Origin of the sequence: Amycolatopsis sp. lyj-112 (genome assembly GCF_046549055.1) — a bacterium.
Lineage (GTDB): Bacteria > Actinomycetota > Actinomycetes > Mycobacteriales > Pseudonocardiaceae > Amycolatopsis.
On the sequence record NZ_JAJPWS010000001.1, the window covers coordinates 531,357 to 554,409 of the forward strand.

17 protein-coding genes and 1 pseudogene are annotated in these 23,053 nt (G+C 68.3%); 4 read left to right on the forward strand and 14 right to left on the reverse strand.

All coding sequences use genetic code 11. The annotated features are described in order from the left end of the window. From ACLJRL_RS02550 to ACLJRL_RS02570, 5 genes are read right to left on the reverse strand one after another with little or no spacing between them, the layout of a single operon-like run. Positions 1-1,791, reverse strand: coding sequence for a bifunctional metallophosphatase/5'-nucleotidase (locus ACLJRL_RS02550; RefSeq protein WP_410654337.1), 1,791 nt, complete (start codon positions 1,789-1,791; stop codon positions 1-3). 11 nt (positions 1,792-1,802) lie between these two features. After that, positions 1,803-3,143: an ABC transporter substrate-binding protein gene (locus tag ACLJRL_RS02555; RefSeq protein ID WP_410654338.1), complete on the reverse strand. Its 1,341-nt coding sequence runs from the start codon at positions 3,141-3,143 to the stop codon at positions 1,803-1,805. 17 nt (positions 3,144-3,160) lie between these two features. After that, on the reverse strand, positions 3,161-3,997 hold the full coding sequence (locus ACLJRL_RS02560) for a carbohydrate ABC transporter permease (RefSeq protein ID WP_410654339.1): 837 nt from the start codon (positions 3,995-3,997) through the stop codon (positions 3,161-3,163). A 12-nt stretch (positions 3,998-4,009) separates the two neighbouring features. Then, a complete protein-coding gene (locus tag ACLJRL_RS02565) occupies positions 4,010-4,960 on the reverse strand; it encodes a carbohydrate ABC transporter permease (RefSeq protein WP_410654340.1) in 951 nt (316 codons plus the stop codon). Between the two features lie 22 nt (positions 4,961-4,982). Then, complete coding sequence (locus ACLJRL_RS02570) at positions 4,983-6,320, reverse strand: glycoside hydrolase family 36 protein (protein WP_410654341.1); 1,338 nt, start codon at positions 6,318-6,320, stop codon at positions 4,983-4,985. 98 nt (positions 6,321-6,418) lie between these two features. Here ACLJRL_RS02570 and ACLJRL_RS02575 point away from each other — a divergent pair, with 98 nt between their 5' ends. Further along, a complete protein-coding gene (locus tag ACLJRL_RS02575) occupies positions 6,419-8,101 on the forward strand; it encodes a beta-N-acetylhexosaminidase (RefSeq protein ID WP_410654342.1) in 1,683 nt (560 codons plus the stop codon). Between the two features lie 35 nt (positions 8,102-8,136). On the opposite strand, the gene ACLJRL_RS02580 is transcribed toward ACLJRL_RS02575, so the two are convergent. Then, complete coding sequence (locus tag ACLJRL_RS02580; protein WP_410654343.1) at positions 8,137-11,451, reverse strand: DUF5107 domain-containing protein; 3,315 nt, start codon at positions 11,449-11,451, stop codon at positions 8,137-8,139. Between the two features lie 92 nt (positions 11,452-11,543). Between ACLJRL_RS02580 and ACLJRL_RS02585 the strand changes: the two genes are divergently transcribed. The 3 genes and pseudogenes from ACLJRL_RS02585 to ACLJRL_RS02595 all read left to right on the forward strand — a co-directional run bounded on the left by ACLJRL_RS02585 (position 11,544) and on the right by ACLJRL_RS02595 (position 15,056). Further along, positions 11,544-12,410, forward strand: a complete 867-nt coding sequence (locus ACLJRL_RS02585) for a helix-turn-helix domain-containing protein (protein ID WP_410654344.1) — start codon at positions 11,544-11,546, stop codon at positions 12,408-12,410. 48 nt (positions 12,411-12,458) lie between these two features. After that, positions 12,459-13,336, forward strand: a pseudogene (locus ACLJRL_RS02590) (IS5 family transposase). Between the two features lie 298 nt (positions 13,337-13,634). Further along, positions 13,635-15,056 (forward strand): neutral zinc metallopeptidase, encoded by a 1,422-nt coding sequence (locus ACLJRL_RS02595; RefSeq protein WP_410654345.1) that lies wholly within the window; start codon positions 13,635-13,637, stop codon positions 15,054-15,056. A gap of 70 nt (positions 15,057-15,126) precedes the next feature. Here ACLJRL_RS02595 and ACLJRL_RS02600 read toward each other — a convergent pair whose 3' ends face one another. From ACLJRL_RS02600 to ACLJRL_RS02635, 8 genes are all read right to left on the reverse strand, one after another. Next, entirely contained in the window at positions 15,127-16,320 is a 1,194-nt protein-coding gene (locus ACLJRL_RS02600; protein WP_410654346.1) for an acyl-CoA dehydrogenase family protein, read from the reverse strand. Between the two features lies 1 nt (position 16,321). Continuing rightward, positions 16,322-17,260, reverse strand: coding sequence for a 3-hydroxyacyl-CoA dehydrogenase NAD-binding domain-containing protein (locus tag ACLJRL_RS02605; protein WP_410654347.1), 939 nt, complete (start codon positions 17,258-17,260; stop codon positions 16,322-16,324). Further along, positions 17,257-18,003 (reverse strand): acetoacetate decarboxylase, encoded by a 747-nt coding sequence (locus ACLJRL_RS02610; RefSeq protein WP_410655137.1) that lies wholly within the window; start codon positions 18,001-18,003, stop codon positions 17,257-17,259. Before ACLJRL_RS02610 ends, ACLJRL_RS02605 begins: the two co-directional genes overlap by 4 nt. A gap of 18 nt (positions 18,004-18,021) precedes the next feature. Next, on the reverse strand, positions 18,022-18,789 hold the full coding sequence (locus ACLJRL_RS02615) for a crotonase/enoyl-CoA hydratase family protein (protein WP_410654348.1): 768 nt from the start codon (positions 18,787-18,789) through the stop codon (positions 18,022-18,024). Between the two features lie 10 nt (positions 18,790-18,799). Then, a complete protein-coding gene (locus ACLJRL_RS02620; protein ID WP_410654349.1) occupies positions 18,800-19,963 on the reverse strand; it encodes a CaiB/BaiF CoA transferase family protein in 1,164 nt (387 codons plus the stop codon). Positions 19,964-20,093: 130 nt separating this feature from the next. Beyond that, positions 20,094-21,002, reverse strand: coding sequence for a LysR family transcriptional regulator (locus tag ACLJRL_RS02625; protein WP_410654350.1), 909 nt, complete (start codon positions 21,000-21,002; stop codon positions 20,094-20,096). A gap of 4 nt (positions 21,003-21,006) precedes the next feature. Further along, the gene (locus tag ACLJRL_RS02630) at positions 21,007-22,362 is read right to left on the reverse strand and encodes a sensor histidine kinase (protein WP_410654351.1); all 1,356 of its coding nucleotides are present in this window, start codon (positions 22,360-22,362) and stop codon (positions 21,007-21,009) included. Next, on the reverse strand, positions 22,359-23,048 hold the full coding sequence (locus tag ACLJRL_RS02635; protein ID WP_410654352.1) for a response regulator: 690 nt from the start codon (positions 23,046-23,048) through the stop codon (positions 22,359-22,361). The genes ACLJRL_RS02630 and ACLJRL_RS02635 overlap by 4 nt, the downstream gene beginning before the upstream one ends. Positions 23,049-23,053 lie beyond the last annotated feature (5 nt).

Consider the following 23,053-nt stretch of genomic DNA (forward strand, 5'->3'; position numbering starts at 1 on the left):
TTAACGGCTGTTTCCAGGTGCGGGCCGGACCCGGTCGAGCTTCGGCGGCCGGACCGGCGACCGCGCCTCCAGGTACTTCCAGAGCGCGTCCGCACCGGAGTAGATGCTCCGATCCTGGTTCCTGGCATCGAAAAGCGCCGTGAACCCGGGTGTGGCGTTGCGGGCGAAGAAGTTGTTGGCCAGAGTCGCGATCCGGTACTCGCGGCCGGCCTTCACCGGCTTCCCGTTGATCCGGATCTTCTTGATGTCGACGTGCTGCCCGAGCGGGGCGCCGGGGTCGTAGGTGTAGGAAACGTTGCCGGAAACGGCCATGTGCCGATACGTCACGACACCGTCGGCCCTCCGCTGCCATTGGCTCTCGATCAGCTCGTCGAGTTTCTCGCCGGTCACCGTCCCGCGCACGACGGCCGGGCCGATGCCGTTCTCGTAGACCGTGCCGAAGACCAGTTCGGAGAACAGCACTCGTCCCGGCGCGTCCGCGGGATTGGCTGGATTGGGGGCGAAGGGTATGTCGCGCAACAAGATTCCCGGCATCGCGACCGCGAGCTCGGCCTGTCCGTCCTTGTTGGCCGCCCAGAGGAACGCATCGGCGGTGACGTTGCCGAGCGTGGACTCCTCGTCGGTGCCGGAGGTGCGGGTGAGATCACCGGTGACCGTGGCGACCTGCTGGTTGCCCCGCGCGGGGAGCCGGTCCTTCCAGTACTTCGCCATCCGCTGCACCTCGGGATCCGGTGCGACATCACGGGTGTTGGCGTGGCTGACCGACTTCGTCCGGTCTCGGCGGACATCGCCGGTCGCCGGGTCCAGCTCCAGGTTGATCTCGTTGATCAGCCTGCCGTGGTTCGCCGCGTCCACCACCGGGCGGGGATTACCGGCCGGGTCGGGCAGCATGCAGTTCACCAGCGCGTGCCAATGCCCGCCGACGATGGCGTCCACCGCCGGGCTGATCTGCTTGTTCATGTCGGCAAGCGGGCCGAACGGTGCGGTGCAGTCGTTGTACCCCGCCCCGTTCGCTTGCGAGAACCCTTCGTGCACAACGGCGACGATGGCCTGGACGCCCCGCCCGCGCAGCTCCTCGGCGTAGCGGTTGATCGTCTCCGCCTCGGGCAGGAACTTCAGTTCGCTCGGCCAGTAGGAGAGCTGCTCTTCCGGTGTGTGGGTGGTCGTGGCGTGGATGAATCCCACCGGGAGCGTGCCGCCGCGACCGTCGTCGACCTGCCGCACGTGGTACGGCTTGACCAGCGGCCGGCCGGTGGCTTCGGTGATCACGTTCGCGGAGTAGTAGTCGAAGTCCGCGCCCTGGAAGCGTTTCCCGGTCGAGTCGGTGAAGCAGAGGTCGCGGTCGGGGCGGCCCTGGCAGGTGCCCTCCATCATATGCTTGAGGTAGGCCGGTTTCCGGTCGATCTCGTGGTTGCCCACGGTGGAGAACTCGACGCCGATCATGTTCATGTACTCGATCGTCGGCTCGTTCCAGAACCACGCGGTCTCCGACGGCCAGCCGGAGAAGTCGTCGCCCGCGGAGAACAGTACGGAGTTCTCCGGTGCGCGCAGCCGGTCGAGGTGCGAGGCGAGATACGCCCCGCCACCGACGGTTTTCGCGGGCTCACCGGCACGCGAGCCGGGCACGGTCGTGGTGTACTCGCCGAAGTAGCCGTGCAGGTCGGTGATCGACAGCAGCTGCACGGGCACCCCGGGCGCGGGCTCGGCCGTCGCGGCCGGTGCCAGTGAGACGGCCAGCGACGCGGCGGTGGCGATCGCCGCCGCGCGCCATCTCTTGGGTGATGCGGACATGGCAGACCTCCTTACTTCTCGGGGCGGAGCAGAGCGTTGCCCTGTTTGACAGCCTCTCCGGCGGCGTCGGGGACGTTGACCGATCCGAGGTACATGTCGTTGAAGATCTGGTTGATTTTGGGTTCCGCCGCGGCGAAGCCGGACACGATCGGGAAGTTCACCGTCTTGCCGCGCGCCTCGTCCAGGAACGGCTGGGTGTCGATGCCCTTGGCCTTCCAGTGCTCGACGTAGCGCGGGGCGAGGTCGTTGATGGCAGGGAAGACATAGCCGCCCTCGGCCATGATCGCCTGCGCCTCCGGGGTGGCCAGGAACGACACGAGCTGCTTGGCCTGGTCGGGATGCTCGGTGCGGGAGTAGACCGCCTCGCCGAGGCCGTTGATGATCACGACGCGGCCTGCCTTGCCCGCGGGAAGCGATGCGGTGCCGATCGGGAAGGTCGAGCTGGGGGCGACGAAGGGCAGCAGCGCGTTGTTGGCCGGGAAGACCGCGACCTCGCCGCGCTGGAACATCTCGGTGGCACGGCCCGCGGGCGGATTGGTCTGCTCGGCGGGCGGGGACACGTGCCACTTCTTGATCAGGTCGACGCCCCACTGCAACGCCTCGACCGAAGCGGGCTCGTTGAAGTTGAACATGCCGTAGGGCTTGGTGATCGTCGTGCCGCCGTTGCTCGGGATCCAGTTCAGCCACTGGGTGCCCGAGTGGTTCCAGGAGGCGAAGCCCCACCGCTTGACCTTGGCCGGGTCGAAGCCGGATTCATTGGGGTGCTTGCCGTTCACGTCGACGGTGAGCTTCTGCATCAGCGGCAGGAACGTCCCGGATCCGTCGGGCGCCCAGGTCAGTGGCTCGGTGGGCATCTCGACGCCGGCCTCGGCGAAGACCTGCTTGTTGTAGAGCATCCCCGGTACGCCCCAGTCCTTGGGGACGGCGTACATCTTTTCCTTGTAGGTAAAGGAATCCACGACGTTGGGGTGGTACTTGTCCTTGGTCAGGCCGGACTGCTCCACGGCGGCGGAGACGTCCATCAACGCGCCCTGCGTCGCCAGTTCGGGGAAGTTCGCGGGCGTCATCCAGAACACGTCGGGCGCGGTGCCGGAGACCATCTCGGTGACGAGCTTGGTCCAGTATTGGTCGTAGGGCTGAAGCTCGATCTTGACGTCGATGCCGGGGTGCTTGGCCTTGAACGCCTCGAAGACCTTCTCGTAGCCCTTCTGCTGCTGCTCGTCCCAGATTCGGTAGGTCAGTGTCGTCTTGCCGTTGCTGTCGCCGCTGCCGCCGCAGGCGGCGACCAGCCCGACCAGTGCGCCGGCTGTCAGCGCGCTGAGCATCTTCCGCCGGAAATTCGAGAGCTTCATGGGGACACTCCTTTGTGTCACTTGAGTCCGGTCAGGGCGACCGACCGGACGATGTAGCGCTGGAAGAAGACGAAGACGAGCAGCATCGGCAGCAGCGTGAGCAGGCTGCCTGCCATCATCCGGGTGTAGTCGATGCCGATCTCCGAGCGCAGGGCGGCGATCGCGACGGTGACCACGCGGGTGTCCTCGCTGCTGGTGATGATCAGCGGCCACAGGAAGTTGTTCCAGGACGAGATCACCGTGACGATCGCCAGCGTGGCCAGGATCGGCCTGCTCAGCGGCAGGATGATCCGCCACAGGATGGTCAGGTGCCCCGCGCCGTCCATCCGCGCGGCCTCCTCGATCTCGCGCGGGATGCTGCGGAAGAACTGGCGCATCAGGAAAATCCCGTATGGCGTGCCGAAGACGTACGGCGCGACGAGCCCGTACCAGCTGTTCACCAGGTCCAGCTCACGCATGATCAGGAACAGCGGGATCAGGGTCACCACGTTGGGCACCATCAGGGTGGCCAGGTACAGCCAGAACAGCGCGTTGCGGCCCCGGAAGTCCAAGCGCGCGAACGCATACGCCGCCAGCGTGGTGAAGATCAGCTGCCCCACGGTGAGGACGGTGACGAAGATGAAGGTGTTGAGGATGGACTGCGCGAAGTCCGAGCTCAGCAGCGCGCCGAGGTTCTCCAGCGTCGGCGAGGACGGCGGCGCCCACGGTGCCGCCTCGAAGAGCTCACCGCGCGGTTTCAACGCGGTCGAGACGATCAGCCAGTACGGGAAGACCGACATGGCCGCCCCGATGATCAGCGTCGCGTAGAGGGCGGCGCGGCGGGAGGGCCGCCGCCGCCGGGTGGTCGTGGTCACGGTCGGCCCCTCTCAGGTCAGGTCGTAGGTCGTGGTGCGGTTGAAGTACCGGACCTGCGCCATGGTGACCGCGAGGATGATCAGGAACAGCACCATCGCGATGGCGGAGGCGTAGCCGAATTCGAACTGCCGGAACGCGGTCTGGTAGATCGTGTAGTTGATGACCTCGGTGCTGTTGCCGGGACCGCCGTTGGTCATCACGAAAACGGTGTCGAAGACCTGGAACGAGCCGATCACGTTGGTGACAAGGACAAAGAACAGCGTCGGGCGCAACAGTGGCAGTGTGATCGCGAAGAACTGCCGGACCGGCGACGCCCCGTCCAGCGAGGCCGCCTGGTAATAGTCCTTCGGGATGGACTGCAACCCGGCGAGGAAGAACAGCATGTTGTAGCCCGCGAACTGCCACACCTGCGTCGCCGCCACCGAGGGCAGCGCGAGGCTGGGCGAGGACAGCCAGCTCGGCCCGTCGATCCCGAAGATCCCCAGGAAGGAGTTGACCGCGCCGTTGGCCGGGTCGAAGATCCAGCCCCACACCAGGCCCATCACCACCGGCGTCGCCATCCAGGGCAGGACGAACAGCGCGCGAAAGATCTTCACGCCGCGCACTCGCTGGTTGAGCAGCAGCGCGAGCAACAGGGCCAGCCCCGTCTGCACCGGGATGGTCAGGACCACGTAGGCGATGGTCACCAGCAGCGAGTGGCCGATCCCGCCGTCGGCGAAGAGCCGCTCGTAGTTGGCCAGCCCGACGAACTCCGGCGTGGCCAGCAGCTTCCAGTCGAACAGGCTCAGCCCGGCGACGATCAGTACCGGCAGCAACAGGAACGCGACGACGCCGAACAGGCTCGGGGCCACAAAGGCATACGCCGTCAGGGTTTCCCGCACCCGCCGCCGACGTCCCCGTGGTGGCACCGGCCGGGTCGAGACCGGTGGCGGTGGGGTCGGCACCGTGAGGACCTGAGCCATGGTGGACTCCCTTCCGGAGAGATCAGGCAGGATCGGTTGACGGCGTGAGCAGCTCGCGGGTGCGCGTGGCTCCCCACTCGTCGAGGTCGGCGAGGCGATCGCTCGAACACCTCCACCCACCGCTGGAGGCCACGTGATCCGCCCAGCCGGCGCGGTCTTCCACGCGCGGAGACACCAGCAGGCAGTCGGGATCGTTGACCCACAACCGGCCGTGCATGAACTCCCGCGCGGCCCCGGCGAGCCGCGCGCCGAGCTGCGAGGGCTGACTGACGTCCCCGGACTTGGGTTCGACGGCGACCGCGGTGTCCGGGCTGACCCGCATGGCGTCGACGAGTCCCACACTGGGCAGCATCGGTGCGCCGCAACCGAGAACGGTCGAGTCCGGCCCGACCGCCTCGCGGATGATCCGCATCCCCGCCACGTAGGCGTCGTGCGCCGACGCGTCGGCGTGCCGCGGGCCGGGGTGCGCTCCGGCGTAGATGTAGTCGATTTTGAAGAACGAAAACCCGGTCGCCACAAGGGATCTGAACACGCCGCCGAGATGCTCCGCCGCGCCCGGGTGCGTCACGTCGAGCACCGCGATGTCCCGGTCCCACTCGCGCATCGCGGGCGTGCCCCGCACCAGCCAGTCCGGATGCTCGGTCGCCACCCGGCTGTCGGCGGCGACGAAGAACGGCGTCAGCCAGATGCCCGCGCGCCGCCCGGTGTCGGCGACGCGTTTCGCCACTCCTTCAAGGGATCCGAAGCCCGGCCGGATGTCGAGCCAGTCCCCGATCGCGCTCTGATAGCCGTCGTCGAGCTGGATGATCTCCAGCGGCAGCTCCAGTCGTTCGGCGTGCACCAGGGTGTCGGCGATGTCCTGCTCGGTGACCTTGTTCCAGTGCCCGTACCAGCTGCTCCACCCCGGACCGAGCGGACGGACCGCCGTCACGCCACCGGCGGCCGCCACCTCCTCAGCCCAGGCGACGAGCGCGCGCGGGAGGTCGGCGTGCTCGGTCTCCCGGACAGCGCCCAGGCTGGAGACGACGAGCCGGTCCCCGAGCGCGTGCACGCGGATGGAGGGGACTTCGGCGGAGTGATCCACCGCGGACCACGACCGCACCGGGCCGCCGTCGCCCGGGTCGATCACGATAAGTCCCTCGCCCTGGAAGCCGGACTCCGGCATCGGCCGGTCGAAGCGGAAGCAGCTCGCCGCGACCTGCGCCGAGGACGGCCGGGGCGAGGTCGCGTCACCCGGGTAGGTGCCGGTGGGACTCCAGGACTGCCAGCCCTGCTCGAAGACGCGCGCCCGGGCCGGCACGCAGGCAACCTCGGCGATCGGAAGGTACATCGGCGTCCCTTCGTGGTGGTTTTCGTTCATTTGTGTGCATACTAGCCACAGAATGAGCAATATATGCTCACTCTAGACGGTAATTGAACAGAAAGAAACATGTATACGCATACAGGGAGGCAGTGATCATGAGCCACGACGACGCACGAGAGCGGGCGGCGCACCTCGTTCCCCGACCGCGCTCGGTGCTGCTCGGCGCGGGGGTGCTCCAGCTTCCGGCCGAACTCCCGGTGCGCCTGGACGTGCCGGCGGAGGAACGGGCGGCGGTCCTGCGGGCGATCGCGCTGCTGCCCATGGCCGGCAAGGTCGTCACCGAACCCGCAGGTCTGCAGGTGCTGCTCCGCGCGGGCGCGACCCCTCCCGAGGGTTACGTGCTCGACGTGACCGAGGCCGGAGTGACCATCACCGCGGCGGACCGTTCCGGTGTCGTGTATGCCGTGCAGACCCTGCGCCAGCTCCTTCCCGACGCCGCTTACCGGCAGGCCGCGCCGTCGGACATCCTGTGGGTCGCACCGGTCATCCGCGTCGAGGACAGCCCACGATTCCGCTGGCGCGGAATGCTCCTCGACGTCGCCCGGCACTTCCTGCCCAAGCGGGAGGTGTTGCGCCACATCGACCTGATGAGCGCGCACAAGCTGAACACCCTGCACCTGCACCTCAGCGACGACCAGGGCTGGCGGGTGGAGAGCCTTCGCTTCCCGCGCCTGCACGAGGTCGGCAGCTGGCGGGCGACGAGCCAGGTCAGCCACTACTCCGACGAGGTCGTCCACGACGGCACACCGCACGGCGGCTACTACACCCGCGACGACCTCGCCGAGATCATCGCCTACGCGGCGGACCGCGCGATCACGGTCATCCCGGAGATCGGCGTTCCCGGCCACACCGGCGCCTTGCTGGCCGCCTACCCGGAGTTCGGGTCCCCGTCCGTGCCAGATCGCGCGGTGCACCCGAACTGGGGCGTGCACGACGCACTCCTGGCTCCGTCGGAGCAGTCCCTGGAGTTCCTGCGCCTCCTGCTCGACGAGCTGCTTCCGCTGTTCCCTTCCCCTTACGTGCACGTGGGTGGCGACGAGTCCGTCCTGCGGGCGTGGGACAACGACCCGGTGGTGCGTGCGTTCGCCGACAAGCGGGGGCTTTCCGGGAGCGCCGAGATCTTCGCCGCCCTGATGGCCGAAGTGCGGCAGATGCTGGCTGAGCACGGCAAAACACCGATCACGTGGGACGACAGCTTTGCCGCGCAAGGAACCGCCGCCGACGCGGAATCGACCACCACGCTGGTCATGGCGTGGCGTGGCGCGGAGGTCGCCCGCCGGGCGGCGGCAGCCGGTCACGACGTCGTGCTCTCGCCGGTCATGCCGACCTACTTCGACTACTTCCAGGAGGCCCACCCCGACGAGCCACTCGCGATCGGCGGCCCGGTCACCCTCGGCGACGTCGCCTCGTGGGAGCCGATCCCGCAGGACTGGTCCGAGGCCGAAAGTGCTCGTGTGCAAGGGATCCAGTGCCAGATGTGGACCGAGTTCGTCGAGGACCCGCGACTGGTCGACTACCTCCTGTACCCGCGAACGTGTGCCTTCGCGGAGATCGCTTGGGGCTCCCGCACGCAGGATCTCCACCGGCGGCTGCCCCGCCACCTTGACCGGCTGGCGGCGGCCGGAGTCGAGTTCCGCCCGCTGACCGGCCCGGCGCCGTGGCAGCGCGGCGGCACCGGCCGTCGAGCCCATCGCGCCGGGGTCCCGATGGCCGAGCGTCTCGCGAACTACGCCGACGCGGCCGCGACCGGAACCGTGGCGGATAGCCCTGATGTGTAAGGAATCCCGTGCGCGGTGACGGTGCACAGACGCCGTCACCGCGGCGGAGTCCGGATCGATCGGGCGAGATCCAGCGCGGCGACGTGGTGCGGGTCCCCGGCCAGCAGCGCGGCCAACCGATCACCTGCGCGTACGTGCTGCCCGTCGAGAATGTCGAGCTGCGCCCGCAAAAAGCCAACTCGGCGCAGCTGTGCAGCGACCAGATCCTCGGTGAACAACAACATCGACGGCAGCGAAGTCGCGAAGTAGTCCACGGTCGCCGGGCTCGCCTCCAACGTGTCGCAGAAGGCGCGCAACGCCTCGGTGAGCCGGTCGGCTTCCTCGGTGCGACCAAGCCTGCGCAGCGCGAGCACCGAAGAGTAGGTCGCCTCGGAGTAGGGCTGGGTACTCATCCCCAGGAAGTCACCCTGCTGCGCGGCGGCCAGCTCCCACGCCGCCCGGTCGCCCAGCACGTCACCCCGTATCAGGTGCAGCTGCGCGGTGTTCGCGAGCGGATGCCTTGCCTCGCTGAGGGATTCCGGCGGCGCGAACGCATCGTCCACTGTGGATTGCAAGCGGCACAGCCGGTCCCACACGCGTAGCACGTCGCCCTCACCGCCCTCCCACGGTTGGAAGGTGCGGCCGAGCAGCAGTTCGCGGGCCTCGTCGAGCCGGTCGGCGGTGATCAGCAGGTGCGCGAGCTCAAGGGTGGCGTCGTCCCGCGTCTCGACCAGGGCGCGGTTCCGCAGGAGCCAGTCCAGTCGTTGCCCGGGCGGCACGCCGCGCCTCGCACTGAGCTGGTCACGCTCGAAGATCAACCTGGCGTCGTCCCCCGCGACGGCGAGCGCGGAGTCGTAGGCCGCGCATGCCTGGTCGGCGTCACCGAGGTGGTTGAAGGCCGCGAGCCCCAGATTCCGCCACACCACGGGATCATCCGGGACGATCGCCGCTGCGGCATTCCAGGCCGTGCACGCGTCATCAGGGCGTCCGTTGGCGTAGAGCCAGTGTCCGAGCAGCGCGCGAGCCCGCGCGTCCGTGTCGTCAGAGTTCGCCGCACGCTCCAACGTCGACGCGTCGTCCAACCGCGAAGGAAAACACCACGTCGCGTCGAGAGTTTGCGCCCTCCCAACGGCTTCACGCGCCTCGTGGTCCCTGCCCAGCCTGCGCAGCACCTCGGCTCGGTGGTACTCCAGCAACGGCCCGGCCGCGGTCTGTCCGATCGCGCGAGAACTCTCCCGCTCGCGGGCGACGTCGAGCACCCGCAGCGCCGCATCGTGCTCACCAACGCCGACGTACTCCAGCGCAAGGTCAAGGCAGGTCTGCGCGTCCGTGGTGAGAGGCAGGCCAAGCAGATCGCGCGTCCACCAGTCCAGGGGATCAAGCGCACGGGTGGCTTCGGCAAGTTCTGCCGCTTGACCGTCTTTTCCGTTACGACGCAACACAATCACCTGGAGCGCACGGGCCTGTAGGTGCTCCGGCTCGGTGCGCAGCACATCCTGAAGCCTGGCCAGCGCCTCCTTGTTCCGCCCGTGTGCGGCGTCGATGCGCGCCATGCGATAGCCCGCCGGTGCCCGCCACGCACGCGCCCAGGAGCTGGAACCATATACGTCGTAAGCCTCTTCGGCCCGGCCGAGTCGCTCCAGCACGAGACCGAGGCAGTACAGCGCGGTCGTATCGACCGGGTTGGGGTTCAGCGTCGTCAGCCGGGAAACGGCTACCCGCAACAACTTCTCCGCCTCCGCGAAGTCACCACGCTGATACGCGCGCCCAGCGAGCCCGACATTGGCCGCGACCTGCGCGGGATCGCGGCGCACTGCCTCACGCCAGTACAGCTCCGGCGAGCGCGTCGCGTGCCGGTACTGATCGAGGTGCGCGCCGATCACGGCCAGCTCTTCCACGGTCGGCACGTCCTCGGGCGCGGCGGGCTCGCGTGCCGGGGTGACTTGATCGTCCGCACTGGGGACCAGGGAATCCCACTCCACCAACAGTTCGTCACGGTGGAGGACGCGCAGCACGAGTCGATCAGCGGGCCGCGTCAGCGGGATGTTCTCCTGGAAGGGTTTGCCCGGCGCGATGTCGGCGCGCACCTCGGCGACCTCGGCCCCAGTGCCGTCGACGAGCGACAAGCGGCATCCGGGGCGGTCAGCCGTCACTGCGACTCCGACCCGCGCGCTCGTTCCCCGGAGGTCCACCCGCACCGCGGCGTCCACGGTTGCCGCCTGCACCGGACCGATCTCCTGAATCGGATACCAGAACTGGGAAAACACCTTCGTCTCCCCGGGCGCGACGAAGGAGAAGTCCGGCTGGTTGTCGGTGAAAACCCCGGCCATCAATTCGACATAGGCCGAACCGTCGTCGGTCAGATTGCGGCCCCACGCGTCACCGAACTCCGAAGCGCCCCAAGTCCACTGCTTCTTCCCGACAGCGATCTGCCGATCGGCGACGTGCACGAACCCGGCCCGCGCGGCATGGTCATAGCCGCCGAAGAACGTTTCCTTGCTGCCCACACACATGTACGAGGTCGGCACCGGGATGGTGCGGTACCAGTCAAGGCGGTCGCCGCGGACCCGCACGCCACCGGCGACCGTGTCGACCTCGTCGTGCCGGGCCGGGTAGTCGACCCCGTAGTAAGCCCGATCCGCGGCGGGGAAGCCGGTCGTCGCGCGCTTGGCGTGATCGGCGACCACGCGCACGTCACGGGGGAAGAACGACTGGTAGTTCTCATCCGCTCGCGCGGCGATATTGGTCCACCACAAGAACGTCCGGGTCCGCTCGCAGCGGTTGTACAGCCGCACCCGCAACTCCAGGACGGCGCTGTCGGGCCGCATCCGGACGCCGTGCATCCCCTTCATCCGGTCGAAGGGGTCGTGGTCGGAGCACCACACGGTCACGGCGCCATCGGGCTCGTGCTCGATCTCGACGTCGGTCGGCAGGAACGTGGCGGGGCGATGGTGCTGCGGCCAGTTGAACTCGACTCCGCCGGAGATCCACGGGCCGGTCAGGCCGACGAGAGCGGGCTTGATCACCGGGTTGCGGTAGAAGAAGTCGTAGTTTCGGGTGCGGTCGAAAGCAACGTGAATGCGGCCACCGAGCTCGGGCAGCACCATCAGCCGCAGCCAGCGGTTCTCCAGGTGCACCGCGTCCCACTCCGCCGGGGCCTTCACCGGGCTGATCCGGTCATGGAACGGCAGTGGATACACCCGCCCGGAGGAGCCCTGATAGACGCGCCGGTCCAGGTAGGCGGGATACCGGTCGGGGGCCTCGGGAAGGTAGCTGTCGATCATCACCCCCGCCCGCCACGCCGCGACCCCGGCCTCGGCGTGCTCGGCGGGGCGGGACGGCAGGATCAGCGTCGATTCACCCTGTGACATGCGGCAACGCTATGCCCGGGCACCCGTTCGGCGGGATGGCCGAATCGACCGAGTCACCTGGACGATTCGACGGCCGGCTGTACGGTGTGCGGATGCTGCTGCCCGATGGCTTCCCAGGTCAGCGGTTGCGCGTGCTGCCGCGGCCGCTGGTGGCGTCGGCCCTGCGCAGAGCCCCGACCTCGGGCCTGCTCGTCACCGACGCCGGGTACTTCCCCAGCGCGGCCAACCACGGCATGCACCGTCCGCGCAGCGCACCAGAAGCCATCGTGATCGTCTGCACCGACGGGGTCGGGCACTGCGAGGTCGACGGCAGGGTGAGCGTGATCAGGCCGGGAAACGCCCTCGTCCTGCCCCCGACCCGCCCGCACTTCTACTGGGCGGACTCGCGCGACCCCTGGACGATCTGGTGGCTGCACGCCGCGGGCTCCCAGGTCTCGGAGCTGCTCTCGGTCGTCACGCCGGACGGCGGAGAAGCCATCATCGAGGTGTGCGACGCCTACCGGGCCGTCTCGGCGATCGACGACGCCATCGGCTTCCTCGAACGGGACGAGACCTTCCCGCACCTTATCTCGGCCTCCGGCGCGGGCTGGACCCTGCTGGCGCAGCTGGCCGCGGACGCACTGACCGAAACCCACCAGCCCACCGAGCCGGTTCGCCAGGCGCAGGAGTACCTGCGGCACAACTTCGCGAAGCCGGTGATCGTCAAAGAGCTGGCGCGCACGGCGGGCCTGTCCCCCTCGCACTTCGCGGCCCTGTTCCGGATGGCGGCGGGCTGCGGCGTGGTCGAATACGCCAAGCGCCTGCGGATGGCCCGAGCGCGCGAGCTGCTGGCCACCACGTCCCGCGACATCTCCGAGATCGCCAGGACCATCGGCTACAACGACGCGTTCTACTTCTCGCGCACTTTCCGCAGAGAACACGGTTGCAGCCCCAGCGAGTACCGCCGCGGGAAGAACTAGGGCGTGTCCTGCGGATCTTGTTCATGATCGTGTGCTGACAATTGGGTTGTGGTTGGTCGTGGTGAGCTGACGGATAAGGCGTGGGCGGTGATCGCGCCGTTGTTGCCTGCGGAGACGGGGCAGCGGGGTGGGCGGTGGCGTAGTCACCGGCAGGTGATCAACGCGATTCTGTGGCATGAGCGCACAGGTGCGCCGTGGCGTGATCTGCCTGAACGGTATGGGCCGTGGAAGACCGCGCATGAGCGGTTGCGGAAGTGGACCGCGGACGGGACGTGGGATCGGGTCCTGGAGCAGGTGATCGTCAAGGACGACTCGCTGGGAACGTTGGAGGACCATGTCGAGTTCGTGATCAGTGTGGATTCCACGAGTGTCCGGGCGCATCAGCACGCGGCCGGTGCCCGGAAAAAAAGGGCTGCGCGGACTGGATCGAAGACCTCGCGATCGACGGGGAATGCCTCGGACGCTCCCGAGGCGGACTGACCACCAAGCTCCACCTGGCCGTCAACGCGGCCGGTCTGCCGTTAGCGGTGATCCTCACGCCCGGTCAGGCCGGGGACAACCCGCAACTGCTGCCGCTGCTGGACGACATCCGTGACATCGAGGTGGACGGGCAGAAAGTGCGGGTCGGGCGGGTGCTGGCCGACAAGGCCTACACCCACCCGAGTACCCGGAAGGCGCTGCGGGAGCGCAGGATCAAGGCCACCATTCCCGAACGCGGCGACCAGATCGCCCGCCGCAAAGCGAAGGGCAAGGCCGGTGGCAGGCCACCGGCCTTCGACCCCGACCTCTACAAACTCCGCAATGTCGTCGAGCGATGCTTCAACCGCCTCAAACAATTCCGAGGCCTAGCGACCCGATACGCCAAACGAGCTGCCTACCACCGCGCCGAGATCATCCTCGCCTGCATCATCCTGCACCTCCGATGAAGATCCCCAGGACACACCCTAGTGACTTTCCCTGTTCAAACCCGTAGGCGGAAAATCTCCAAGATTCTTTTGAACCGCATCGAGCCGCCGTCCGTGTTGGTGGCGCGGGGAGTTCCAGAGGGCCTGGAACCAACAGGTGCAGGGGAGAAACGTGCTTCGCAAACGAACGGGTTCCGACGGGACGGCCAACATCGCGGACCAGATAGTCGCCCGTCAAGGATCTCGCCAAGGTGGGCTTTGACGACACGGTCACTTCGATCTTATTCGGCTGAAGCAGAACAGAGACGGGAATGGTGTGATGAAGCGTCGGTCCGGCTGGACGATCCTGGTGAGTCTGTTCGCTTCCACCCTGTTCCTCACCGGTTGTGCCGCGACTGTAGGGGGAGCGGCACAACCGGTGGATCCCACCCAGGTCGCCGGGCTCGCGGTCAGCGACGGCCCGAGTGGTCTCAAGCCCGGCGTGCTCGACGCCGGTCTCCCGGTCACCGGCGGGGACGGCGGCGCGATCGACAAGCTCGCGGCCAACGCGGTCGCCGACGTCCAGCGGTACTGGCGGGAGCACCTGCCGGCGATCTTCGACCGCGAGTTCCAGCCGTTGGCCAACCTCGTGTCGTACGACTCGGCGGGCCGCGGCCGGGTGATCTGCGGAACGTCGACGGCCGGGCTGGTCAACGCGTTCTACTGCTCCGGCGACGACGTCGTCGCGTGGGACCGCGGCGAACTGTTGCCCATGCTCGAAGACTCCATCGGCCCGGCGGCCGTGATGGCCGTGCTCGCCCACGAGATCGGTCACGCCGTCCAGTTCCGGCTGGGTCTTGCGGCGGCCACCCCGTCGATCGTCAAGGAACAGCAGGCCGACTGTTACACCGGCTCGTACCTGCGTTGGGTGGCCGAGGGGAAGTCGCCGATGTTCCAGGTCTCCACCGGACGCGGTCTCAACGAGGTGCTCACCGCGCTGTTCCAGATCCGCGACTCCGCCGGAGTGGCCTTCGACGACGACGGCGCCCACGGCAACGCGTTCGACCGCGTCTCGGCGTTCCAGTTCGGGTTCACCGACGGGCCCGCCCGGTGCTCGATGATCGACGAGGCCGAGGTCGAAGGCCGCAGCACCCAAGGCGGCTTCGGTTCGGCCGCGGCGAACGAGGAAGCGGCGGCGGAGAACGTCCGCCTCGACAACCGTGAAGCGCTGTCCGACCTCACCACCAGCCTGCGCCAGGCGTTCCGGCTCGCGGCCACCCCGCCGACGCTGACCACCGGTGCCGCGTGTGGTGTGACGACGGAGGACGCGCTGGCGTCGTACTGCTCGGAGTCCAACCAGATCAACCTCGACCTCGACGGCCTGGTCCGCATCGGCACCCCGCCACGCAGAGGACGTCAGGGCGGCATCGGTGACTTCGCCGCTTTCGCCGAGGTCGCGTCGCGCTACACCCTCGCGGTCCAGCAGGAAGGCGGATTCCGCCTCGACGGCCCGGTGGCCGCGCAGCGCACCGCCTGTCTCACCGGGTTCTGGGCCTCGACCATCGTGGACGGCAAACGCGGGTCGCTCTCGTTGTCGCCCGGCGACCTCGACGAGGCCATCGCCGAAATGCTGACGCAGAACAGCCTGATCGCCGCGGACGTCCGGGGTCGGACGCTCCCGGCGGGCTTCGCCAGGGTCGCGGCCTTCCGCGACGGCTTCTCCTCCGGCAGCCAAGCGACCTGCGGCGAGAAGTACCGCTAGCAAGGCGCGTGAAGGCCCCCTTCCCTCTGCTGAGCCGAGGGAAGGGGGCCTTCACGCGCAAGCGGTCAGATCACACGAAGGCGCTTTGGCCGGTGATGGCTTTCCCGACGATCAGGGTGTTCATCTCGCGAGTGCCTTCGAACGAGTAGATCGCCTCGGCGTCGGTGAAGAACCGCATGATGTCGTTGTCCAGCACGATCCCGTTGCCGCCGAAGATCTCGCGGCTCCAGGCGACGACCTCACGCATCCGCGACGTCACGAACGCCTTGGCCAGCGACGAGTGCTCGTCCTTGAAGATCCCCGCGTCCTGCAGCCGGGCCAGTTGCACCAGCATGCCCCACGACGCGGTGATGTTGCCGAGGCTCTTCACCAGCAGGTCCTGCACCAGCTGGAACCGCGCGATCGGGCGGCCGAACTGCTTGCGCTCCTTGGCGTAGTCCAGCGCGAGTTCATAGGCGCCGATCATCACGCCCAGCGCCTGCCAGCCCACTCCGCCGCGGGTCGCCCGCAGGATCTCCGCGACGTCGCGGAACGAGTCGATGCCCTGCAGCCGGTCGGCCTCCGGGACCCGAACGTCGGTCAGCGTGATCTCCGCGTTCTCCACGATCCGGAAGGCGAACTTGTTCTCGATCTTGACCGGGACGAACCCGGGCGAGCCCTTCTGGACCACGAAACCCTTGACGTTGTTGTCGTCCACGTCCCGGGCCCAGACGATCACCAGGTCGGCGAAGGTGGCGTTGCCGATCCACTTCTTGGCACCGTTCAAGATCCAGGTGTCGCCGTCCCGCTTGGCTGTTGTTCGCATGCCGCCAGCGACGTCGGAGCCGCCGAGCGGCTCGGTCATCGCGAACGCGCCGATCTTGTCCATCGCCGCCATCTGCGGCAGCCAGCGGTCGCGCTGCTCCTGGTCGCCGCCGGCGTAGATGCTGTACATCGCGAGTCCGTTGTGGACACCGAAGAACGTGGCCACGGAAGGATCCGTGCGGGTCATTTCCATCGCCATCATGCCGTTCAGCAGGTGGCTCGTCGCGGGAAGGTGCTCGCCGTAGCCCTCGTAGGGCAGGCCGGTCAGCCCGAGTTCGCGGAACTTGCCGATGAGTTCGTGCGGGAACTCGCCCTTCGCCCAGTACTCGTTCACGAGCGGCTTGACCTCGGTGCGCATGAAGTCGCGTGCCTTGAGCAGCAGCTTGCGCTCCTCCTCCGGCAGCAGCGTCTCGTAGTCGTAGAAGTCGGCGGTCAGCTGGTCTTCGAGCGTGCTGGTCATCTCAGTTCTCCTCCTTGCGGGTGCTGCCGGCACTGTCCAAAGCGGACAGCACCGCGAGCTGCTTGCGGTCGCGCGCCTCGGAGAGTTCCGAGTACGTGGAGGAGCCGTAAGCGGATTCCACGGCTTCGATGAGCCGTTCCTGTTCTTCCGGGTTCTGCGAGGGCTGGCCGAGACCGGCCCACATTTTCTTCATCGACTTGCCGATGTGCTCGGCCATGTGCCGGTAGCCGCCGGGGCCACCGCCCAGGTGCGAGCCGAGGAACGGCCCGACGGTCGACCACCGGATACCGAGCGAGTTCGTCATCACCGCGTCCACTTCGGACGGCGACACGACACCCTGCTCCACGAGGTAGATCGCCTCGCGGCTCAGCGCGTTCTGCAGCCGGTTGCCGACGAACCCGGGGATCTCCTTGCGTTCCACCACCGGGGTGCGGCCGACGAACCGGTAGAACTCGACGGCGCGGTCCACCGACTCGGCGCTGGTGCGCTCACCGGGGACGACCTCGACCAGCGGGATCAGGTGCGGCGGGTTGAACGGGTGTCCGATGAGGACACGCGACGCGTCGTCGAGTTCGTCGGCGAACGCCGTCGAGGGGATCGCCGACGACGAGCTGAGCAGCAGCGTGTGAGCGGGGGCCTCGCGGACCAGGGTCGCGAACAGTTCGCGCTTGAACTCGACGTTCTCGGGCCCGTTCTCCTGCACGACATCCGCGTGGCGGACGGCCTCGGCGACGTCAGCGGCGAGGTGGACGCGAGGGGCGAGGTCCGCGACGTCCCGGCCGAGGTGCGGGGCGAATGCTTCCAGTGCGCCGGCGACGGCGTCGGCGAGGTCCGGCCGCGGGTCGGAGACCCAGACGTCCATGTCGTGCGAGGCGAACAACGCCGTCCATGAAAGGCCGATGGTTCCGGCGCCGATCACCGCGACGGTACGAAAAGTCATGACCGTGCTCCCTTCAAGTAGTCGAAGACCGGCTTGACCGGAGCGAGCGTCAGGTCGGTGAGGATGTGGCTCGCGGAAACGACCTCCAGCACCGGGAGATCGGCCAGCGGAGCCAGGACGTGCTGGAACAGCTGCAACCGCGCCGGGCCGGTCCACGCCTCCTTGACCACCACGTCGGTGATCTCGGTGCGGACCAGTTCGAAGACCCGGGGCGAACCGTCGTAGTCCGGGATGGTCTTGAGCATGAACGTCGGCACGGTGATCTGCGCTTCCGCCTCGCGGACGTCCAGCCGGTTGTGCTTGTAGCCCATGGTCGCGGTCGCGACCCGCTGGCTGCCGTAGTCGAGGGTCCCGAGGAGCGCGCCGTTCTCGGCGAACAGCTTCGGTGAGCCGATGGTCTTCGGGTAGGCGCTGATCTCGCGACCGGACGCGGTGGCCGGGAAGTTGTCGAGGTACATCGCGTGCAGGTACTCGCCACGCTCGCCCTCGAAGCTCACCGGGATCGCCTGCCCGGACTCGGTGTAGGGCCCGTAGCCGCTGACGTCGCCCATTTTCATCACCTCGAACCGCACCAGCGGCTCGTCGATTTCCAGGGGCTCCGGGACGACGGCGCGCAGGGCGTCGGCGTCGGTGCGGTAGACGATGTTGAGGTATTCGCGGTTCGTGAACCGGGGCACCACCGGCGCGTACGCCGGATTCGTGAGCGGTGTGGTCACGTGCTGGAGGACTTCTTGCTGCTTCATCTCACTCACCGGTCCCTCTTACTTGCCAGTCCACTGTGGAGTGCGGCGTTCGGCGAAGGCCTGCATGCCTTCCCGGACGTCGGCCGAGTTCATCAGCGCGGGCATCGCCGCACGCTGGGTCGCAAACGCTTGCGCGTCGGGGACGCCGTCGGCGGCGCGGACGATCTTCTTGACCAAGGCCAGCGCCAGGGGAGCGTTGGCGGCCACCTGCTCGGCGAGTTGCAGGGCGACGGCCGCGGCCTCGCCCGCCGGGACGACCCGGTTCGCCAGGCCCAGCCGTCCGGCGCGCTGGGCGCTGATCGGCTCTCCGGTGAGCAGGAACTCCATCGCCAGGTGGTGCGGGATCCGCTTCGGCAGCCGGATCACGCCACCGCCGGCGGCGATCAGCCCGCGCTTCACTTCGGGCAGCCCGAACTGCGCGTCCTCGGCGGCGACGATCAGGTCGCAGCCCAGCGCCAGTTCGAACCCGCCGCCCATGGCCCAGCCTTCGACGGCCGCGATCAGGGGCTTCGACAGTTCCGCCTCGGTCAGCCCGCCGAATCCGCGGCCGGGGATCTCGGGCGATTCGCCCTTCAGCGCCGCCTTGAGGTCCATGCCGGCGCTGAACGAGCCGTCCGCGCCGGTCAGGACGCCGGCCCGCAGTGCGGGGTCGGCTTCCAGGAGCTCGAGTGCTTCGGCGAGTCCGGCGGCGACGGCGGCGTTGACCGCGTTGCGGGCTTCCGGCCGGTCGATCGTGATCAGCAGGGTGCTGCCGACCCGTTCTGTCCTTACTTCAGTGGTGCTCATGATCTTTTCCTCAGTTCACAGTGGCGAGTTCGCCCAGGACCTCGGCGGTGTCCTGGCCCGGCAGGGGAGCCAGGCGCCGCACGGAACCGGGGGTCGCGGAGAACTTCACCGGGATGCCGATGGTGCGGATCGCGCCTTCGCTCGGGTGGTCGACGACGTCGAGCAGGTGGCCGTCGCGGACGTATTCGTCGTCCTGCGCGGTGTCCAGTTCCAGCACCGGGGCCATCGGGATGCTGTGCTTCGTGCAGACCTCGGTCCATTCCGCGGTGGTCAGCACCGGGGCGCATGCGGCGATCAGTTCGGCCAGCGCCTCGTGGTCGGCGCCGTCGATCGCGTCGCCGTTCACCCGCGGGTCCTCGGCCAGGTCCGGTCGCCCGGCGGCGTGGAAGAAGTCGCGGAAGTTCTGCGGGTTGTAGGGGATCACGCAGGCCATACCGTCCTTGGTGTGCACCGCCTTGTGACCCGGATTCATCGACGGGCCGAAGCCGGTCGGGCCCTCAGCGGGCTCGAAAACGTGGCCGGCGAGGTGCTCGACGAGGTTGAACGCGAGAAGTGTGTCCGTCATCGGGATCTCGACCCGCTGGCCCTCGCCGGTCTTGTCGCGGTGCACCAGCGCCGCGAGCACGGTGTAGGCGATGGTCAGGGAGGAGACCTTGTCGCCGATGATCGTCGGCAGGTAGACCGGCTTGCCCAGTGCGCGGTTCGCGACGTCGACCAGGCCGGAAGCGGCCTGCACGGTCTCGTCGTAGGCGGCGTTGCCGGCGCGGTCGGAGTCGCTGCGGAACCCTTGTGCGTGGGCGTAAATGAGGCCGGGGTTGCGCTCGGCGACGTCGGCGTAGTTCATGCCGAGCCTGCTCAGCGCCCCGGGGCGCATGTTCGTGATCAGCACGTCGGCGGTGTCGATCAGCTTGAGCGCCTGTTCGCGCTGCTCCTCGTCCTTCAGGTTGAGGGCGACGCTGCGCTTGTTGCGGTTCACGTTCAGGTTGAGCGGCGTCATCCCCGGCGTCGTGCGGAACTTGCCCACCCGCACGGTGTCGGCGGGGGACTCGATCTTGATCACGTCGGCACCGAGGTCGCCCAGGATCTGCGCCGCGTACGGGCCCATGACCACTGTCGAGAGGTCGATCACGCGAACGCCGTCCAACGGGCCGGTGGCGGTCTGAGTGACGTCCATCTTGCTTCCTTTCGCCGTTGTTCGATCTACCTTCGAAGTTAGGCGCGAAGAGCGGGAAAGGGAATGATCAAGAAACGAAGAATGGTATGACCGCAGCGGTCATACCATTCTTTATGTCGGGATTGAGGTGTTATGTCGAAAGCGGTTCGGCGAAGATCTCGCGGACGGCGGCGACTAGTTCGGCGAGGTCGCCGTCCTCGGCGCGGTCACGGCGCCAGACCAGGGCGGTCTCCAGCTGGGGCTGGAAATCCGCGAACGGCAGGATGGTCGCGCCGTCGACGAGGAACAGATGCATCGGGCTGGCCGGGTCCAGCATCGTGATCGAGAACGAAGACCCGTTCGCGACCAGTTCGGAAATGCCGGAATATTCGGTTCCGCCGACCTTGAGTCTTTTCTTGATCCCCGCGTTCGACAATTTCCGGTCCATATCGTCCGAATAGGCCGGAATGCTTTCCGAGGCGGACGCGATGTAGGAGAGATCACTCAGTTCGGCGATGTTCACCGTCTCCCGCCCGGCGAACCGATCGGCGGGCACCACGGCGCCGAGCCGTTCGACCTGCACCGGGATCATCTCCAGCGCGGGATCGGTCACCGGCATCCGGACCAGTGACAACGCCAGTTTCGCCTCGTGCACCGCGGCGACCAGATCGGGCGTCGTCCCGGGCCAGCGCTTGAGTTCGAACCGGTCGTGACAGCGTTCTTCGAGCTGTTTGACCTGTTCCCGCAACGCAGGGTGCACACCGGCGGGCATTCCGACGAACACCGTGCTCCGCCGTGGTTTCACCGCGTCCTGCAGACGCCAGGGAATCGCGTTGACCTGTTCGAGGATGTCGCGCGCGATCGGCAGCAGCGCGGAACCCGCCGCGGTGAGCGTGACGTGATGCGTGCTGCGATCGAACAGCCGGTGGCCCACCTCGTGTTCGAGGTCCTTGATGCGCTGGCTCAGCGGGGAAGCGGCCATGTGCAGCTTCCGGGCCGCCTGGGAGAAGTTCAGCTCCTCGGCGACGGCCACGAAATACCGCAGGTGCAACATCTCCACCTGATCACCCTAACCGGAACACGACGGTGAACGCCGCGCCACCTTCCGGCGCCGGGCCCGCGGTCAGCGTCCCGCCCATGCGCGTGACCAGGCCGTGTGCCAGCGCGAGCCCGATCCCGGAACCTACCGGACGGCTGTCGCGGTACCGCTGGTTCAGCACGCCGCGTTCGAAGGCGACCGGGTAGTCCTCCGGCGCCAGCCCAGGGCCGCCGTCGCGCACGGCCAACCGCGCCTGGCCCTGGGCGGCGGTCAGGGAGAACACGATCGGCGCGCTCGCCGGGGTCACCCGAAGGGCGTTCTCGGCCAGGCCGTCGACGACCTGGCGAAGCCGTCGCGGGTCGGCGACGACCGGCACGTCACCGGGCGGCCGCTCCACCCGCAGGGTGACGTTCTGCCGGTCACAGCGCAGCCGCCAGACGTCGGCGCATTCGTCGACGAGCGCGGCCAGATCGAGCCGCACCGGGTCGAGGCGGAACTCGTCGGCGCCGAGCCTCGCCAGCTCCAGCAGGTCGCTGACCAGGCGTTCCAGGCGTACGGCCTCGCGGTGGATGGTCTGCCCGGCGCGCCGGGCCTCCTCGCCTTCGGCCACGCCGTCGCCGATCGCCTCGGCGAACCCGGTGACGGCCGTCAGGGGCGTCCGCAGTTCGTGCGACACCGAAAGCAGGAACTCACGTTGCCGCGCCTCGCTGTACTGGAGCGCGTCGGCGAGTTCATTGACCGACTTCGCCACGTCCGCCACCTCGGACGGGCCTTCCACCGGAACACGCAGGTCACGACGTCCGGAGCGCATCCCGTTCGCGACCGACGCGGCCCGTCGCAGCGGCCGGGACAGCATCCGGCTCAGCACCAGGCCGGCGATCGCGGCGACGCCCAGCCCGGCGCCGAGGGCCAGCACGGTGTTCCGGATCAGCATCCGCCAGCCGGCTTCGCCGGTCTCCGTCGACTGGACGAGGGCGAACGCGGCACCCCGCGCGCCGACCGTGCGGATTTCGACGAGGTACTGCCGGCCTTCGACGAGCACGGTGTCCGAGCCCGAGCGGGTGAGGCCCGCCTTGGACGCGGCGATCGCGCCGACCGTCCCGCCGTTGTCGAGTGTCCCGTTCGGACGGCGGACGACGACGTCGATCCCTTGCCCCCGAACGACTTCCGCGACCTTGCCGACGCCGAGCCGGTTACCGATCCCGGTCTCGTCGAGCTGGCTCGCGACCACGTCGGCCTGCGCGGACAGCGACTGCCGGAGCACGTCGGTCCCGGCCGTGCGGATCAGCCGGGCCGCGACCAGCCCGGCCACCACCACCGCGACCGCGGCGATCGCCAGGCACACCAAGGTGATCCGCAGCGCGAGCGAGGTCCGCCTCATCCGGCGTCCGCCGCGTAGCCGATTCCTCGGACCGTCCTGATCGGACTGTGGTCGCCCAGTTTCCCGCGCAGCTGGGCGATGTGGACGTCGACGGTCCGTGTGCCCGCCGAAGCCGCGTAGCCCCAGACGGAGCTGAGCAGTTGCTCGCGGCTGAACACCTGACCTGGCCGCCGCACCAGGTGGGTGAGCAGGTCGAATTCGGTCGAGGTCAGCGCGACCTCGGCTTCGGCGGCCCAGACGCGGCGCTGGGTGACGTCGACCCGGACACCGCCCGCGGCGTAGGTCTCCGCGGGTGGGGCGGAACCGGCGGCCCGGCGCAGGACGGTCCGGACCCTGGCTGAGAGTTCACGCGGGCTGAACGGTTTCGTCAGGTAGTCGTCCGCGCCGATCTCGAGCCCCAGCAACCGGTCGAGTTCGTCGTCGCGGGCGGTCACGAAGAGTACCGGCGTCCAGTCGCCGTCCGCGCGCAGCCGACGGCAGATCTCGATACCGTCCATTCCGGACAGTCCGATGTCGAGCACGATCGCGACCGGGCGGAGCCGCCGGATCGTGGCCAGCGCCGCGCCGCCGTCCCCTTCGACCTGCACGCCGAACCCGTCCCGCCGCAGGTACAGCGAGGCGAGTTCGGCGATCGCGGGGTCGTCCTCGACGACCAGTACCAGCCCGCGTCCCGGTTGCGTCGTCACCGCCC